Source organism: Glutamicibacter sp. AOP38-B1-38 (genome assembly GCF_052377485.1).
Classification (GTDB): domain Bacteria; phylum Actinomycetota; class Actinomycetes; order Actinomycetales; family Micrococcaceae; genus Glutamicibacter.
Window position 1 is genome coordinate 137,490 of the sequence record NZ_JBQSWU010000005.1, and the last position, 15,568, is coordinate 153,057.

Consider the following 15,568-nt stretch of genomic DNA (forward strand, 5'->3'; position numbering starts at 1 on the left):
ACCGCGCACACTGGGGCCATGGACAACTCCCGCAGCACCGCAGAGGCCCTGGGCCAGCTGGCCCGGGGCCTGGCGCTGATGACCGCCGCGACGCAGGCCATCGCCGCCGAGACGCCCGCCCCGGGGCACGCCGCCTACTTCGCCTGGCTCACCGAGCGGGCCGCCGCGGCCGTGGCCCACGCGCAGATCCATGCGGCCGACGCGCTGCGCCGCAGCGGAGCGCACAAGCTGGACCAGCAGTCCCTCCAGAAGATTTCCGACGCCGGCTCGCAGACGGCACCCGAAGAGCTCGACGCACTGCACGGGCAGACCACCACCGGCCGGACGCAGTTCAAGGCGACCGCGGAGTTGCTGCACGGCTGGCTGGGCGTGCCCGCAACCACCGCGCGGGAACGCCTGGTGCAGGCCGATTGCCTGATCGCCGGGGTCGACGAAGCCGGGCAACGCCTCGACCCCTGGCTGCCGCAATTGGCAGAGCAGTTCGCCGATCCCGCCGCAGATCCGCGCCTGGTCGTGGGGACGGCGAAGAAGATCCACGCGGCCCGCAACGATCTGGGCCAAGGAGCCGAGGGCGAGGCCGCCAAAGCGCGGCTGCAGGCCGAAGCGGTGAGCTTTATCAAGAACGAACCGGAAACCGCGCGCAAGCATGTGGCGGATCTGGTCGCGCAGGTGAAGGCCGGGAAGCGGCCGATGAAGGCGCTGCTGGCGGAAATCGGCTTTTTCAAGCTCGGGGTGCGCAACGGGCTGGTGGAGTACTTGCTGCGCGTGCTGCCTGCGCAGGCGGCGCAGATCGAAGCGTTCCAGCAGGCGCTGAACAATCCGAAGACGATCGCGGGCAACCGGGAGGCGTTGAAGGATTTGGATGCCGAGCTGACCGGGGAGCCAGGCAGCGCGTGGGACGACTCGGATTCGATGCCCGGCTGGGCCAAAGGCGACGCGGATGCCGAGAACGTCGAAAACCGCCCAGCGCATGCCGAGCCCGGCAACGACGCCACCGAGCCCGCGGAAAACGACGAGCCAGGCAACGCCGTGGAGCGCGGCAGCGCAGCCCAGGATGAAGAACCGGCGGCTCCGGCGGCGGAAGCCGAAAGCCGCCCAGCGGATCTGCCCGGCGGCTGTCCTGCAGCGCCGGCGCTCCCGGGCACCGATGCGCCGCGGTTCTCGACCCCGGTGGCGCAGAGCCGCGATGCCGAGGACCTTCCCGATTCCGCGGTTGACCCGCCAGATCTTGCCCGTGCCGGCCCTGAGGCGCAGGCGCCGTGGGAAGAGCTGCGGCCCGAACGCCGGTATCTGATCGGCTTCATGGCGCTGCTGATGGCCGACCGCACCGGTTCGGGTGGTTCGAAGGGGAAGCGGCCGGGACTGGTCGCCCCGCAGGTGAGCATCATCTTGGACTACGAGAAGATGCGCGAGCGCGGCAAGGATTTCGCCGTAACCTCCTCGGGCATCGAGTTGTCGGCAGGCGAAACCCGGGCGGCGTTATGCAACGCGGGAGTGTACCCGTTGGTGCTCAACGGCAAGAGCCTGCCATTGGACTTGGGACGCACCCAGCGGTTGTTTTCCAAGGCTCAGGGCCGGGCGATACGCGCCGCCTATCGGGGGTGCGCCTATCCTGGATGCAGCATGCCCGCCGAGCGGTGCGAGCTGGATCATCTGGACGCCTGGGAGAAGGGCGGAGCCACGGATGTGGAATCCTCGGAGTTGGGCTGCTCGGTGCACCATATCGAGCGGCACTGCGGATTGTTCCACGCGGTGAAGATCAAGGGGTGCCGGCCAATGGTGCTGCTCTCCAAGGAGCTGGATCCACAACAGCGCCTGCGGGTCAATACGTTTTTCATGACGCCTTCGGAGGCCTTGGAAGCCGAGGAGCTGGCGCAGCGGATGACGCGGTTGTGGCGCGCGGGGCAGCTGGACGTGGAAATCGTCGATCCCTGACCGCCTGCGCTTGATCGAATTGCCGTCACAATTGGCGCAACGATGATCGATTTGCCAAGATTATCCCATGTCTTCTGATCTTCCTGTTCACTCCGCGCCCGAAAAGGCCGGCGAGGAACACAGCGCCAAAGTTGCGGTCACCCTCTTCCCGCTGCTGGTGCTGGCCGGCGGCGCGCTCGCACTGCTCACCCCCGAAACCTTCTCCGGCTTCTCCAAGCTGATCAATCCGCTGCTGATGGTCATCATGTTCGGCATGGGGCTCACGCTCACCTTGCCCGATTTTGCCCTCGTGGTGCGCAGGCCACTGCCGGTGCTCCTCGGAGTCATCGCCCAATTCGTCATCATGCCGCTGCTGGGCCTGGGCATCGCCATGGCGTTGGCGCTGCCGCCGGCGCTGGCCGCCGGCGTCATCCTGGTCGGTTGCGCCCCGGGCGGCACCGCCTCGAATGTGGTCACCTACCTGGCCAAGGGCGACGTGGCCCTCTCGGTGACGATGACCTCGGTCTCGACGCTGCTCGCGCCGGTCTTCACCCCGCTGCTGGCCCTGTGGCTCGCCGGGCAATACCTGCCGGTGGCCGCGGGAACCATGGCGCTGTCCATTGTGCAGATCGTGCTCATTCCGGTGGTCCTGGGCCTCGTCTTGCGCACGATCCTGCCGCGCCTGGTCAACATGGTGCTGCCGGCCCTGCCGTGGGTTTCGGTCATCGCGATCACCTTCGTGGTGGTCATCGTGGTGGCTGGCAGCTCGGCGGCCATCTTCAGCGCGGGCCTGCTGATCCTGCTCGCGGTGATCCTGCACAACGCCGGGGGCATCGCCCTGGGCTATGGCACCGCGAAGCTGTTCAAGCAGCCGATCGCGAGCCGCCGCACCATGGCCGTGGAGATCGGCATGCAGAACTCCGGCCTCGCCTCGGGGCTGGCCAAGGACTTCTTCACCCCCGAGGCGGCGCTTCCCGGCGCGGTCTTCTCCGTCTGGCACAACCTCTCCGGCGCGCTCATTGCCGCCTACTGGCGGCGCAGCAGCGCCAAAAATGACCAGCTGGCCACCGCGGAACAGCCCCTCAACTAGCCGCACGGCTGCACCACGCAAAAAGCGCCGGCCTCACGTTGAAATTCAGCGTGGGGCCGGCGCTTTTGTGCCGCAGAGCTTTGACGCGACCGGAGCTCAGCGCGTCACCAGATCGTTCGGGTAGACGACCCCTACAGACTCGCGGATCGTATCGAAGAGCTCCATGGTTTTCACCGAGTGCTCCCAGGGCATCGTGGGCGACTGGGTGAGCCCCTGCTGGATGCAGCGGGTCGCCTCGCGGAATTCGTATCCGTAGTTCTCGCCTACCGCCTCGAACTCTTCTACGCGGGGCGGGCCATCGGTGGGGTGGATGAATAATTTGCTCGCGTTGTTCAGCGGCGCGTTCGTGGCCAGCCATCCGCCGGTGCCGGTGACTCGCGCCTGCTGCGGGGCGCCCCCGTTGAGCGTCAGCAGCAACTGGGCATGCTTGCCACCGGCGTATGAGAGGTTCATCGCGGTCTGCGTATCCACGCCGTCCTGATTGAGCTGAGCTACCGCGTGCACCGACTCGGGGAAGCCGAGCGCGCCGATGGCCCAGGTCAGCGGGTACACGCCCAGATCCAGCAGGGCCCCGCCGCCGGCCTTCGGGTCGAAGAGGCGCGAGGCCGGATCATAGGCGGCGTGGAACCCCAGATCCGCCTGCACCCAGGTGACCTCGCCCAGTTCCCCCGATGCGAGGATCGCCAGGGCCCGGGCGAATGCCGGAGTGAAGCGTGCCCAGAGCGCTTCCATCAGGAACAGCGAACGTTCGGCCGCGAATTCCACCAGCGTGCGCGCCTCGGATGCGTTGATGGTCAGCGACTTCTCGCAGACCACATGCTTGCCGGCCGCCAGCGCAGCCATGGCGATCTCATAATGCTGCCCATGCGGGGTCGCGATGTAGACGACCTCCACCTGCTCGTCCGCGAACAGCTCCTGGTAGGACCCGTAGGCCCGATCGATGCCGTGCTCGTCGGCGAATTCCCGCGCCTTGGCCGTATTCCGCGAGGACACCGCGCAGACTTTCGCGTCGGCCAGCGCCTGCAGGTCTCCGATCACCTTGGAGACGATCCGCCCGGTGGACACCACACCCCAGTTCAGCGTCCGCCCGGTAGCTTCGGCGGCCGGCGGAGCCGCGGGCTGTGCGGTGGGCGGCGTGCGGATATGCGAGGTCATCGGCGGTGTCCTTGTACTGGGAGTCGAGAAGCGGCGGGGCGGTCAGGAACCGTTGGCGGCCAGGTGCTTGGCGGCGAGCACCAGATAGTGCTCGGCATTCACATTCAGGCTGGCGACCTCTTCCTCGGTCAGTTCGCGGCGCACCTTCGCCGGAACCCCGGCCACCAGCGAGCGCGGCGGCACCTGCGTGCCCTCAAGCACCAGGGCCCCGGCCGCCACCAGCGACTGCTCGCCGATGACCGCGCCGTTCATGATCGTCGCGCTCATCCCGACCAGGCAGCCATCGCCCACGGTGGCGCCGTGCACCACCGCGCTGTGGCCGACGGATACCGCGTCCCCGAGCGTGCAGGGGAACCCCGCATCGGCATGCAATACGACGTTGTCCTGCAGATTGGTGCCCTTGCCCACCCGGATCGGGGCCGAATCGCCGCGCACCGAGACACCGTAGAAGGCGCTGGCGCGATCTGCCAGGTGCACGTCGGCGCTCAGCGTCGCGGTCGGGGCAAGGAAAACTTCGGCGCCCACGGTAGGGGTAACGCCGTCAATGGTAATGATGTGAGCCATGGCACCCATCCTATCCGCAGCCGGGGTCCGGCTCAGCGAAGCGCTGCGCGGTGCGCGCCGCGCAGCAGTGCCTTCGAAACTAGGAGAAGACGATGGTGCGCTGCCCGTCGAGCATCACCCGGTGCTCGGCGTGCCACTGCACCGCACGGGTCAGCGTGCGGCCCTCGACGCTGCGCCCGAGCGCGACCAGCTGGGCGGGGGTGCGCGCATGGGAAACCTGGGTGACCTCCTGGTCGATAATCGGCCCCTCATCCAGGTCCGCGGTCACGTAATGGGCGGTCGCGCCGATCAGCTTCACCCCGCGGGCGTGGGCCTGGTGGTACGGCTTCGCCCCCTTGAAGGAGGGCAGGAAGGAGTGGTGGATGTTGATCACCCGTCCGGCCATCCGCTCGCACAAGGCGTCGGAGAGGATCTGCATGTAACGGGCGAGCACCACCAGTTCGATATCGTACTCATCGGCCAGGGCCAGCAGCTCCGCCTCGGCCTGCGACTTGTTCGCCGCGGTCACCGGCAGATGCACGAAGTCCACCCCGTAGAACTCGGCCATCGGCTTCAGATCCAGATGGTTGGAGACGATCACCGGCACCTCGATGGCCAGATTTCCGGCGCGCTGGGCGAAGAGCAGGTCGTTGAGCGCATGCCCCGCCTTGGAGCACATGATCATGGTTCGGGTGCGCTTGGCCGCGTCGTCCACGCGCAGCGACATCACAAAATCCTCGCGGATCGGCGCGAGCGCCGCGCGCACCTGGACCAGGGACTGTTCGGTGGCCACCTCGATGCGCATGAAAAAGGTGTTCGAATCCGGCGATTCATACTGCTGGGACTCGGTGATATTGCAACCAGCGCCCAGCAGCCCGCCGGAAATTGCATGCACGATGCCCGGTCGGTCCAGGCAGGAAAGGGTCACGATGTACTGGTTGCTCATGGATCGAGGTTAACCTCCCGGAGCCCCCTGCGCCGAATCCGGCGTCTTGCCAGCGCGATATTTACCTGGCCGTTGTCATCTGCGGCGGGCGATTTTCGGCCCCCGCTTCGCTCGCGTCCGCGGAACCAGCCGCCACCCCGAGCTCGGCCAGCCGGCGCACCGCCGCCACCGCGGCTTTCCGCCCGGCCCGGGTCGCCCCGATCGTGGAGGCCGAGGCGCCGTACCCGACGAAGAACATTCCCGGCAGCGCCGCCGCGCTCACCGAATCGGCAAGCACCCGGATCCCGCCGGCGCTGGTGTGCAGCTTCAGCCCGCGCAGGTGCCGATGGGCATGGCGGAACCCCGTGGCCCACAGGATCGCGTCGATCTTTTCGCTCGTGCCGTCGGCAAAGCGCACCGACCGTGCATCCAGCCAGGAGATGGCCCCGCGGGAGATCAGCGCGCCGGAGTCGATGCCCGCCCGCATCGCCTCGGTGAGAATCAGCCCGGTGGTGCCGACCACGGATTTCGGCGGCAGCCCGGCGGCGGTCCGCGCGTTGACCTCGCGCTCCACGGCCACGCCCCATTCGGGATCGTGGCCCACCTCCCGCCAGTCCGGGGCGCGCCGGGTGGACCAGAGGGTGTCGATCCCGGCGGCCCGCAGCGCCACGATGAACTGGGTGGCGCTCGCCCCGCCGCCGACCACCAGCACCCGCTGCCCGGCAAACTGCTCCGGCGCCACAAATCCGGCCGTATGCACCTGCGTCCCGGCAAAATCCTTGCTTCCGGGGTAGACCGGCCAGAAGGGGTTGGTCCAGGTGCCGCTGGCGTTGATCAGCGTGCGCGACGCGAGCTCCTCGCCGCTGGAAAGCCGAACGCTGAACCAGGTTCCGTCGTGGCTGACCGCCGCTACCTTCGCGGGCCGGCGCACCGCCAAGCGATGCAGCGCTTCGAACTGCGCATAGTAGTCGGAGACCACCGCGGAGGCTGGCCGCGTGGGGTCCTGGTTTTCGAAGGGGAAGTCCGGCAGCGGGTGGATCCGGTGCGTCTTGCCCAGGGTGAGGGTGTCCCAGCGGTGCTGCCACGCGCCGCCGGGGCGCTCGTTCGCGTCGAGCACCAGGAAATCCTCGCCGGGTACCAGTCCGCGCCGGTGCAATTGATAGGCCGCCGAAAGCCCCGCCTGGCCGGCGCCGATCACGATGCTCTGGTAGCTCACCCGAACCTGCTTTCTCCACGTTGCGCTCACCGGGTACAACAATCCCGGAGCGGTGCGCATTCCCGCCGCACCCGCTACATGGTGCACAGCCTTCGGCCGAGGAAATCACATTTTTCGCCCGTCATCCACCGGTGTGCGCACCGCGAAGTTCGTTAGACTTGTGCGCAGAAGCATCGTGACTGGCGTGAGGTGGATAACCACCGGGGAGCGAGCAACCTGCAGTGAATACGGACCGCGCGCCTGGGTCTGGTACCGAACAGCATCGTGAGCCGCGCAGCAGCTGCGCAGGCCACAACGGAAGGAACAGTGTGAGCGCACGTATTCTCGACGGCAAGGCCACCGCGGCAACCATCAAGGCGGAGCTGGCCGAACGCGTCGCCAAGCTCAAGGAGCAGGGTTACGCCACCGGGCTGGGCACCATCCTGGTGGGCAACGACCCGGGCTCGGCCTGGTACGTCGGCGGAAAGCACAAGGACTGCGCCGAGGTCGGCATCGAATCGATCCGCGTGGATCTGCCGGAGGAAACCACCCAGGAGGAGCTGCTGGCCAAGGTGCGCGAGCTGAACGAGAACCCGGCGTGCACCGGCTACATCGTGCAGCTGCCGCTGCCCAAGCATATCGACCAGGACACGATCCTGGAGGCGATGGATCCGCAGAAGGACGCCGACGGGCTGCACCCGATGAACCTGGGCCGCCTGGTCGCCAACGTGAACCGCCCGATGGCCTCCCCGCTGCCGTGCACCCCGCTGGGCTGCGTGGACCTGCTGGCCCGGCACGATATCGACCTGAACGGCAAGCACGTGCTGGTCCTGGGCCGCGGCGTGACCATCGGACGTCCGGTCGGACTGCTGCTCACCCGCCGGTCGGTCAACGCGACCGTCACCCTGGCGCACACCGGCACCACCAACCTGCCCGAGCTGCTGGCCCAGGCCGACGTCATCATCGCCGCCGCCGGGGTCCCGCACATCGTCAAGGCCGATGCGATCAAGCCCGGCGCGATCGTGCTCGACGTGGGGGTCTCCCGCGTGGACGGCAAGGTCACCGGCGACGTGGACCCGGCGGCCGCCGAGGTCGCTTCGTGGATCAGCCCGAACCCGGGCGGCGTAGGCCCGATGACCCGCGCGATGCTGCTGAACAATGTGGTCGAGGCGGCAGAACGCAACGCCGCCCACGCCGCCCACGCCGCCAGCTAGGCGCAACGCAACCCGAAGGCCCGTAGGCCATCCCCGCCGCGGCGGGGATGGCCCACGGGCCTTTTGCGTACCCGGAGCGCCGTCCGTCGCGGACACGCAAGTGGCATATGTGCAGCGTTCTGGGCAGCCCGGGCACGGCAATGCCCCGGCAGGAAACCGAGTTGTTTTCCTGCCGGGGCATTGCTGCATGCCAGGTGCCGTTTAGCGGTTGCTCAGATCCTTGGCAGGTTCTGCCACGCGCTTGTCGAAGACCAGCGCGCCGACTTCCTGTTCGGCCTGATTGCGGAAGGACAGGTCGATGCCTTTCCGATCGCGGATCATCGAGACTGCGATCAGCGAGATCGCCACCACGATCAGCAGGTAGGTGGCCACCGCGTTCGTCCCGCCGGTCGCTTGCACCAGCGCCTGGGCGATGGTCGGGGCGAAAGCGCCACCGACGATCGCGCCGATCGCGTAGGAGATCGACACGCCGGAGAAGCGGACCGAAGCGGGGAACATTTCGGAGTACAGCGCCGACTGGGCGCCGTAGGTCAGCCCCAGCCCGATGCCGAAGATGCCGAAGGCCAGGTAGAGCAGGCCCAGCGACCCGGTGTTGACCAGCGCGAAGACCGGGAACATCGACAGTCCCAGAATCACGAAGCCTACCTGGTAGGTGCGCACGCGGCCCAGCACGTCGGCCAGCAGTCCAGAGACCAGGGTCATGATCAGCCAGATTGCGGCCCCGAAGACCACCGCGATGAGCACGTCGGTGCGTTCCAGACCGATTGGCCCATCCGGGTCGGTGGTGTAGGACTGGAAAAAGCCGCCGGTGGTCATGTAGCCGGCCGCGTTGTTGCCCGCGAAAACCAGTGCCGCGACGACAACCAGACGCCAGTGCTTGCGGAACAGCTCGAGGATCGGCACCTTGGTCTGCGCCTTCTGCTCGGCGATCTCTTCGAAGACCGGGGACTCGTCGACCGCGCGGCGCACGAAGTAGCCCACGGCGATCAGCACGATGGAGGCCAGGAACGGCACGCGCCAACCCCACTGCACGAATTCTTCGCCCGGGGAGATGACGCCGGTCATCAGCGCCATGGTGCCCGAGGCGAGCAGCATGCCCAGCGGCACGCCGATCTGCGGGTAGGAACCGGCACGTCCGCGATGGGTATCGGGTGCGTGCTCGACGGCCATCAGGACCGCGCCGCCCCATTCGCCGCCGGCGGAGATGCCCTGCAGGATGCGCAGCGACAGCAGCAGGATCGGCGCCAGGATGCCTGCGGTCTCGTAGGTTGGCAGCACGCCGATGAGCATCGTCGCGGCGCCCATCAGGCTCAGCGTAAGCACCAGCATCGCCCGGCGGCCGATCTTGTCGCCGTAGTGCCCGGCGAGGAACGCACCCAGCGGGCGGAAGAGGAAGGACAGGCCCACCGAGGCGAAGGAGATCAGCAGGCCAATTTCCTTGCCGGCCGGTTCGAAGAACAGCTGGCTGAAGACCAGGCCGGCTGCGGTGGCGTAGATGAAGAAGTCGTACCATTCAACGGTGGTGCCGATGATGGTGGCAAAAGCGACGCGCCGTTGATTGGACTTGGCGCTCCGTCCTGCGATGTTTGCGGTGTTACCCATGGTGCTCCTCGCTGAGCTGCGCTGGCCCCAAAAAACCAGTACTGCGTGAGTTGTAAGTCACTACAGTGTCGCACCGCACAAACCTTAGGTAAACTTCAAAGATCTGCAGAACTATTGAAGGTAGACTTAACTGTATGCCGAAGTTCACCCTGCGCCATCTGGAAATCATTGCCGAATTGCCCGAACATGCCACCCTAGGCTCGGCCGCCAGCGAGCTGAAGATTTCCGAATCGGCCTTGTCCCAATCGATTACCGCAATCGAAAAAATCGCCGGCGAACCGTTGTGCCTGCGCCGCAAGGCCCATGGCGTTTCGATGACCGCCTCGGGGGAGTACTTCGCATCGATGGCGCGAAAAATCATTGCCCAGGTCGATGATCTGCAGGCGACCTTTCCGCACCAAGAGGGAAAGCTGCGCGGTCCGGTGCGTTTTGGCTGCTTCGCCTCGCTCTCACCCCATGTGGTCCCCGCGCTGCTCGAGGGCTTTCCCCGGGTGCATCCGGAGTTGGACGTCAGCGTGCGCGTGGGCACCCACGAGGAACTGATCCCGGCGTTGAACTCCGGGGATCTCGATGTTGCCTTCGTCTACGACCTGTTGCTGCCGCAAGAGATGAATAAGCAGGTCATCTACGAGACCGAGATGCAGGTGGTGCTGCACCCCGAGCATCCGCTGGCGCGCCTTGAGCGGCCACTGGAACTAAGCGATCTCGTGACGGAACCGTTGATCATGTACCAGTCGGTACCGAGCACCGAATACACCATGCAGCTTTTTGCGGCGCGCGGGCTGGTGCCGAGGATCACCGCCTCGGTGCCGCAGATGATCCTGGTCAACGCGATGGTTGGCCGCGGGCTGGGCTACGGGCTGCTGATGTCACGGCCAAACAATGCCGAGCTATCGCTCGAGGGGCGCAAACTGGCAATTCGCCGGCTCAACCCGCCGAATTATCCCAGCGCCGTCGTGGCGATCTGGCCGCGCAAGGCGCAGCTCTCGGCGCGGGTGCTCGCCCTGATCGACTATGCCATTACCGCGATGAACGAGTCCTGGCAGCGTGCGAAACCGGAGAACCAGAGCTCTGCCGGCAGTTAGTCCGAATCGGCAAAAACCCATCGCACCAAGCCATATGCCAAACCGCCGCCTAGCGTGGAATCTTGCGCCGACGGGCACTATCGCCGGGGCGTGCGGCTGGGCATAATGGGAAGCATCCGAAGCACACACGACTTTTCAAGGCGAAGGGCTAAGGAAATGATTGGCACATGGCAGGCCATGGTCATCGACTGCGAGGATCCCAGCGCGTTGGCCACATTCTATGAGCAGCTACTGGGCATGATCCGGCTCGACGATGAGCCGGACTGGGTGAGCATCGGTGACGCACCGGACCGTCCCGGACTGGCTTTCCAGGCGGTCAGCCCGTATGTGGCTCCCGAATGGCCGGGGCATCTGCACCCGCAGCAGGCGCACCTCGATGTGAAGGTCAAGGATCTGGATCTCGCGGAGCAGCAGGTGCTCGCGCTCGGCGCCGCGCTCACCGGTGAAGGCTCGAAGACCTTCCGCGTGTATTTGGACCCGCAGCAGCATCCGTTCTGCCTGGTGAGCTGGTAAGCCGCGCGGGTTTTGCCTAGCCCCAGTGCGCAAAGGCGATCTTTGCCGCCTGCAATCTGGAGCTGACCGACAACTTGCCCATCACCCGGGATACGTGGGTTTTCACCGTCGTTTCCCCGATGCCCAAGCGCGCGGCGATCTGCGGGTTGCTCAGTCCCGCGCCGAGCCCGGCCAGCACCTCCAATTCCCGCTCGGTGAGGGTCTCGGGCAGCGGGGGCGGCGCCGGTTGCGGGTCCAGTGCCGCCATCGCCTGCGCCACGACGCGGGAGGTCACTTCGGGGTCCAGCACCGAACAGCCGCGCGCGGCCGTTTTCACCCCGTCGAGGATTTGCGCCGGCGTGGAACTTTTCAGCAGGAACCCGTGAGCGCCGGCCTGCAGCGCACCGAAGAGGTAGGCGTCGTCGTCAAAGGTGGTCAGCACGAGCACGCGGGCCAAGCCAGCGGAGCTGATTTCGGCCGTCGCCGCGACCCCATCGAGGATCGGCATGCGCAGATCCATGAGCACCACGTCGGGGCGCAGCGCCCGCGCCATGCTCACCGCCTGCCGGCCGTCGGCCGCCTCGCCGAGGACTTCAATGGACGAGTCGGCCTCGAGAACCAGCCGGATCCCCATGCGCACCGTGGAATGATCGTCGACGATCAAGATTTTGACGCTCATCTCATGCGGCTCCCTTGCTGGATTTCCGGGACGGTGGGGAATTCGCACCGCGTCCAGAATGTGCTGCCGCTGCCAAATTCGCAGTGCCCGCCCAGGGCCTGCACGCGGGCACGGATATTATTCAGCCCGCTGCCTGCTCCGCCAGCGCTAGGGGCGCCGGCCGAATCGGGCGCGTCGCGCAGCGGATTGCTGGACTGCACCACCAGGGCCGCCGGCGCCTGGAGCAGCTCCAGGTGCAGCGCGCTGCCCGGCGCATGCTTTGCGTGATTGACCAGCAGCTCGCGCACCGTCCGGTAGATCGCCGTCTGGGTCTGCTCGGCTACCAGGGCCAGATCCGAATCCACGCCGGTGTCATAGCGGATTCGCTGCCCGGCCTGTTGGAAGGACTGCACCAGTTCGGGCAGCCCGCTAAGGTCCGCGCGCAGGGCCGAGCTGCTGCCCGCGTGCAGCATCCGCACCATCGAGGTCATCTCCTGCAGCCCGGCTACCGATTCGGCACGGATGCTTTCCAGCGGGGCGTGCAGATCAGGCCGGCTGGTCACCGGCTCGCGTTCGAGCAGTGCGCCGCTGAGCAGCGCGATGGAGGACAGCCGTGCGGAAAGCACGTCGTGCATCTCCCGGGCCAGCGCGGTGCGTTCCTCGATATTCGACGCCCGATGCTCGGCCACCAACAGTTCCTCGCGATCCGCCGCGGCGGCGCCTACCGCGGCGGCCCGCGCCGATTCGCTGTGCGCCAGTTCCTTGGCGGTACGCACGTTCTCGGCCCAGAGCATCGGGGTGAAGAAGACAAACCCGGCGATGAAGATCGCCAGCACCGCATCGGAGGTGGATCCGGTCTTCGCCCAGATGTACCCGGCCACGGTGAGCGTGACCAGGCTCAACACGATCAGCGTCCAGCGCCGCACCGGTGCGCCGGCCAGCAGGTAGATGGTGAATACGGATTCGAAGAGCAGGAAATACCCGCCGATGCTGCCCATCGCCAGCAGCAATGCCGCGAACAGCAGCAGCCATAAGGCGCAGAGCGTGGGCATCCGGCGGCGCAGAAACAGCGGAGCCGTGCCAAGGGCCAGCACCGGGAACCACCATCCGGCCAGCGCAGCAAAACCCGCCAGCGGCGGATTGACCAGATTTGCCAAGTGCAGCACGGAGGTGAGCAGCAAGTACATGCCTACGGTTTCGGGTTCCTGATCCCCGCTGCCCAGGCGGCGCAGCAGCTGCGCTAGTTTTCTTCTCACCCATTAAGCATGCCCGTTATTCCGGCCGCCTCGCGTCCTCCTAAAGTAGGAGGCCAGGTGGCCCGTTGCCCGATTTTCAAGCACGTAGCGAAGCCGCACAGTGAGAAGCATGAACTTCTTGATGCAGTCCCCGGGCCTGATGCTGCTAATCCTCGCGCTCATCGACGCGACAAGCATCGGCACCCTGGTCATCCCGATCTGGTTGCTGCTGCGGCGCGACTACCGGCGAGCCATCCCGCGTGTGATTGTGTATCTGGGGCTGCTCGCGGCGTTCTACTGGGTGATTGGCGTGCTGATCGGCTCGGGATGGAACCTTGGTGCGGGACTGGTTCCGGCTGGCTTCTTCCAACACCCGACGATCAGGCTGCTCAGCCTGTTGCTCGGGGCGGGCATGATCATCTGGGCGTTGACCTACAAAACCGATGCGCAAAAGGCCGCTGCGCTGCGCAAATCGGCCGTCGGTGGCGCGTCCCGAGAGCGCGCGGAGCCAACGGACCCAGCTGCGCCGGGGGCTGCCGGGCCGCACATACCGAAGAACCTGCGCGGGTTCCTGGCCCGGGCACTGGATAGCAAGTCCGGGATCGCGGTGCTGGCGCTGGTCGCGGGGTTACTGGAACTGCCCACGATGCTTCCCTACCTCGGCGCCATGGCGATACTCAAGCAGAGCGGTTGGTCCGAACCGATGCAGCTGTCCTTGCTGGCGATCTACTGCGTGGTGATGATCGTCCCGGGCCTCATTTTCGTGGCCATCCGCGCGGCGGCCGGAGACCGCTTGGATAACTGGCTGCAACGGGTGGGCAGAAAACTGGGCGGCTACGCGCAGGAAACCCTCGGTTGGGTGGTGGGCATCGCCGGCTTTCTGATCATCCGGGCGGCGCTGGACGGGATGTCTCTGGGGGACTTCATGAGTCGCGTATTCAATTCCTAGCGCCACCGAGGCACGCTGTGGGCGAACCGGGGGCCTGAAAATTGGTCAGCGCGGAGCCAAAATGAGATAATTTCAGCTATGGAACCTCTAGGCAGCACCGCGAAGCAGGGCAAGAAAGTCACCCTGAACGCATCGACTCTGGCCATGGCAGTGATGGTCGTCGTCCTCCTGGTGGCGGTCGTGTTCGCCGCCAACTCGAACGAGGTCGTCGGCTGGTTCATCGTCGCGATCTCCGCCGGCTGGCTGCTGCTTGCGGCGTTCATGATGTTCGGCCTGAAGCGTGGGGCGGATAAGATCAACAGCTCGCTGCGCGAAGCCACCGCGGCAGCCACCGGCCGCGCGCAAGGTGGCTCCACCGTCGTCGTCGACGAAGGCACGAGCCAGCGCGATATGAAGCTGGATCACTCCTTCAAGATCATCCAGGTGCAGGCCCGGGTGATCGCCGAGCAGCGCGAGCAGAACGCGGAGAACTCCGCGGAAATGATCGACCGCGCCCTGGAAACCATCCAAATGACCGCGACCAACGCGCGCGACATGATGAAGCCCTCCGGCGAGGCCATCGACGGCGAGATCGTCAACTAAATTATTTTGTTACCGCGCAGCGCAACGTTCACGCCGAACGTTGCGCTGTCTTTTTGTAAGGTGGAACTGTGATACCTACCAGCGTGGAAATTTTGAGCAAGCTTCAGGGCGCCGTGCGCGTCGCCTCGGTCAACGTCAACGGCATTCGCGCAGCCTACAAGCGCAATATGGCCGACTGGATCGCCGCCCGCGACGCGGACATCCTGTGCCTGCAGGAGGTGCGCGCGCCGGATGCGATCGTGCGCGAGCTGATCGGCGAGGGCTGGCACATTCTGCACGCCGAAGCCAAGGACAAGGGCCGCGCCGGGGTGGCGGTGCTTTCGCGCGCCGAGCCGACCGCGGTGCGCGGGGATATCGGCGAGGAGTACTTCGCCGAATCCGGGCGCTGGGTGGAAGCGGACTTCAGCATGGAAGACGGCAGCACGCTGTGCGTGGTCTCCGCCTATGTGCACTCCGGGGAGCTGAACACCCAGAAGCAGGTGGACAAGTACCGTTTCCTTCAACGCATGAACGTGCGCCTGCTCGAGCTGAAGAACGAGAAGGACCACGTGCTGGTGGTGGGCGATTTGAACGTCGTGCACACCGAGAAGGACATCAAGAACTGGAAGCCGAACCACAATAAGCGCGCCGGCGTGATGGACGAGGAGATCGCCTACTTCGACGGGTTCTTCGGCGCGGAGATCGGGTACAAGGACGTGGCCCGCGAACTGGCCGGCCCCGAAGCCCAGGGTCCCTACACCTGGTGGTCTTTCCGCGGGCAGGCCTTCGACAATAATGCCGGTTGGCGCATCGATTACCAGATGGCCACGCCGCAGCTCGCGGCGAAGGCCATCAAATCCCACGTAGACCGTGCCTCGGCCTACGATCTGCGCTTCTCCGACCATGCACCGCTGGTCGTCGACTACCAGTTCTAAAGGACCACTTCATCC

The 15,568-nt window shown here is 66.2% G+C and carries 15 protein-coding genes and 1 riboswitch; of the genes, 8 read left to right on the forward strand and 7 right to left on the reverse strand.

All coding sequences use genetic code 11. The annotated features are described in order from the left end of the window. The first annotated feature begins 18 nt into the window (after window positions 1-18). Window positions 19-1,935, forward strand: coding sequence for an HNH endonuclease (locus tag ACT3TP_RS04690; protein WP_096289040.1), 1,917 nt, complete (start codon window positions 19-21; stop codon window positions 1,933-1,935). 67 nt (window positions 1,936-2,002) lie between these two features. Beyond that, window positions 2,003-3,004, forward strand: a complete 1,002-nt coding sequence (locus ACT3TP_RS04695; RefSeq protein WP_444619567.1) for a bile acid:sodium symporter family protein — start codon at window positions 2,003-2,005, stop codon at window positions 3,002-3,004. A gap of 96 nt (window positions 3,005-3,100) precedes the next feature. Here the strand turns inward: ACT3TP_RS04695 and ACT3TP_RS04700 are convergent, their stop codons facing one another. The 4 genes from ACT3TP_RS04700 to ACT3TP_RS04715 all read right to left on the reverse strand — a co-directional run bounded on the left by ACT3TP_RS04700 (window position 3,101) and on the right by ACT3TP_RS04715 (window position 6,930). Beyond that, the gene (locus ACT3TP_RS04700; protein ID WP_444619569.1) at window positions 3,101-4,159 is read right to left on the reverse strand and encodes a Gfo/Idh/MocA family protein; all 1,059 of its coding nucleotides are present in this window, start codon (window positions 4,157-4,159) and stop codon (window positions 3,101-3,103) included. 42 nt (window positions 4,160-4,201) lie between these two features. Beyond that, window positions 4,202-4,723, reverse strand: coding sequence for a gamma carbonic anhydrase family protein (locus tag ACT3TP_RS04705; RefSeq protein ID WP_444619571.1), 522 nt, complete (start codon window positions 4,721-4,723; stop codon window positions 4,202-4,204). A gap of 79 nt (window positions 4,724-4,802) precedes the next feature. Further along, window positions 4,803-5,648 carry a formyltetrahydrofolate deformylase gene (gene purU, locus ACT3TP_RS04710; RefSeq protein WP_444619573.1) on the reverse strand — a complete coding sequence of 282 codons (846 nt, stop codon included), beginning with the start codon at window positions 5,646-5,648 and terminating at the stop codon, window positions 4,803-4,805. Window positions 5,649-5,709: 61 nt separating this feature from the next. Continuing rightward, entirely contained in the window at window positions 5,710-6,930 is a 1,221-nt protein-coding gene (locus ACT3TP_RS04715) for a flavin-containing monooxygenase (protein ID WP_444619575.1), read from the reverse strand. Window positions 6,931-7,008: 78 nt separating this feature from the next. After that, window positions 7,009-7,096, forward strand: a riboswitch (ZMP/ZTP riboswitch). A 55-nt stretch (window positions 7,097-7,151) separates the two neighbouring features. On the opposite strand from ACT3TP_RS04715, the gene ACT3TP_RS04720 reads away from it, so the two are divergent. After that, a complete protein-coding gene (locus tag ACT3TP_RS04720; protein WP_444619577.1) occupies window positions 7,152-8,036 on the forward strand; it encodes a bifunctional methylenetetrahydrofolate dehydrogenase/methenyltetrahydrofolate cyclohydrolase in 885 nt (294 codons plus the stop codon). Window positions 8,037-8,237: 201 nt separating this feature from the next. Here the strand turns inward: ACT3TP_RS04720 and ACT3TP_RS04725 are convergent, their stop codons facing one another. Further along, window positions 8,238-9,638, reverse strand: a complete 1,401-nt coding sequence (locus ACT3TP_RS04725) for an MFS transporter (RefSeq protein WP_105650233.1) — start codon at window positions 9,636-9,638, stop codon at window positions 8,238-8,240. 134 nt (window positions 9,639-9,772) lie between these two features. Between ACT3TP_RS04725 and ACT3TP_RS04730 the strand changes: the two genes are divergently transcribed. Further along, window positions 9,773-10,723 (forward strand): LysR substrate-binding domain-containing protein, encoded by a 951-nt coding sequence (locus tag ACT3TP_RS04730; RefSeq protein ID WP_444619580.1) that lies wholly within the window; start codon window positions 9,773-9,775, stop codon window positions 10,721-10,723. Between the two features lie 156 nt (window positions 10,724-10,879). After that, a complete protein-coding gene (locus ACT3TP_RS04735; protein ID WP_096289022.1) occupies window positions 10,880-11,236 on the forward strand; it encodes a VOC family protein in 357 nt (118 codons plus the stop codon). Window positions 11,237-11,252: 16 nt separating this feature from the next. Here ACT3TP_RS04735 and ACT3TP_RS04740 read toward each other — a convergent pair whose 3' ends face one another. Together ACT3TP_RS04740 and ACT3TP_RS04745 are read right to left on the reverse strand one after the other, a co-directional pair. Continuing rightward, on the reverse strand, window positions 11,253-11,894 hold the full coding sequence (locus tag ACT3TP_RS04740) for a response regulator (protein WP_444619582.1): 642 nt from the start codon (window positions 11,892-11,894) through the stop codon (window positions 11,253-11,255). Continuing rightward, window positions 11,891-13,129 carry a sensor histidine kinase gene (locus ACT3TP_RS04745; protein WP_444619584.1) on the reverse strand — a complete coding sequence of 413 codons (1,239 nt, stop codon included), beginning with the start codon at window positions 13,127-13,129 and terminating at the stop codon, window positions 11,891-11,893. Before ACT3TP_RS04745 ends, ACT3TP_RS04740 begins: the two co-directional genes overlap by 4 nt. Window positions 13,130-13,238: 109 nt before the next feature. On the opposite strand from ACT3TP_RS04745, the gene ACT3TP_RS04750 reads away from it, so the two are divergent. The 3 genes from ACT3TP_RS04750 to ACT3TP_RS04760 all read left to right on the forward strand — a co-directional run bounded on the left by ACT3TP_RS04750 (window position 13,239) and on the right by ACT3TP_RS04760 (window position 15,553). After that, window positions 13,239-14,057 (forward strand): GAP family protein, encoded by an 819-nt coding sequence (locus ACT3TP_RS04750; protein WP_444619586.1) that lies wholly within the window; start codon window positions 13,239-13,241, stop codon window positions 14,055-14,057. Between the two features lie 78 nt (window positions 14,058-14,135). Further along, window positions 14,136-14,639 carry a hypothetical protein gene (locus ACT3TP_RS04755; RefSeq protein ID WP_105554139.1) on the forward strand — a complete coding sequence of 168 codons (504 nt, stop codon included), beginning with the start codon at window positions 14,136-14,138 and terminating at the stop codon, window positions 14,637-14,639. Window positions 14,640-14,707: 68 nt separating this feature from the next. Continuing rightward, window positions 14,708-15,553, forward strand: a complete 846-nt coding sequence (locus ACT3TP_RS04760) for an exodeoxyribonuclease III (RefSeq protein ID WP_181148545.1) — start codon at window positions 14,708-14,710, stop codon at window positions 15,551-15,553. Window positions 15,554-15,568: the final 15 nt, after the last annotated feature.

What these genes read in the sequence shown, in the direction of transcription:
- ACT3TP_RS04690 (WP_096289040.1), top strand. Translation starts at nt 19, where the DNA reads ATGGACAACTCCCGCAGCACCGCAGAGGCCCTGGGCCAGCTGGCCCGG.
- ACT3TP_RS04695 (WP_444619567.1), top strand. Translation starts at nt 2,003, where the DNA reads ATGTCTTCTGATCTTCCTGTTCACTCCGCGCCCGAAAAGGCCGGCGAG.
- ACT3TP_RS04700 (WP_444619569.1), bottom strand. Translation starts at nt 4,159, where the DNA reads ATGACCTCGCATATCCGCACGCCGCCCACCGCACAGCCCGCGGCTCCG.
- ACT3TP_RS04705 (WP_444619571.1), bottom strand. Translation starts at nt 4,723, where the DNA reads ATGGCTCACATCATTACCATTGACGGCGTTACCCCTACCGTGGGCGCC.
- purU (WP_444619573.1), bottom strand. Translation starts at nt 5,648, where the DNA reads ATGAGCAACCAGTACATCGTGACCCTTTCCTGCCTGGACCGACCGGGC.
- ACT3TP_RS04725 (WP_105650233.1), bottom strand. Translation starts at nt 9,638, where the DNA reads ATGGGTAACACCGCAAACATCGCAGGACGGAGCGCCAAGTCCAATCAA.
- ACT3TP_RS04730 (WP_444619580.1), top strand. Translation starts at nt 9,773, where the DNA reads ATGCCGAAGTTCACCCTGCGCCATCTGGAAATCATTGCCGAATTGCCC.
- ACT3TP_RS04735 (WP_096289022.1), top strand. Translation starts at nt 10,880, where the DNA reads ATGATTGGCACATGGCAGGCCATGGTCATCGACTGCGAGGATCCCAGC.
- ACT3TP_RS04740 (WP_444619582.1), bottom strand. Translation starts at nt 11,894, where the DNA reads ATGAGCGTCAAAATCTTGATCGTCGACGATCATTCCACGGTGCGCATG.
- ACT3TP_RS04750 (WP_444619586.1), top strand. Translation starts at nt 13,239, where the DNA reads ATGAACTTCTTGATGCAGTCCCCGGGCCTGATGCTGCTAATCCTCGCG.
- ACT3TP_RS04755 (WP_105554139.1), top strand. Translation starts at nt 14,136, where the DNA reads ATGGAACCTCTAGGCAGCACCGCGAAGCAGGGCAAGAAAGTCACCCTG.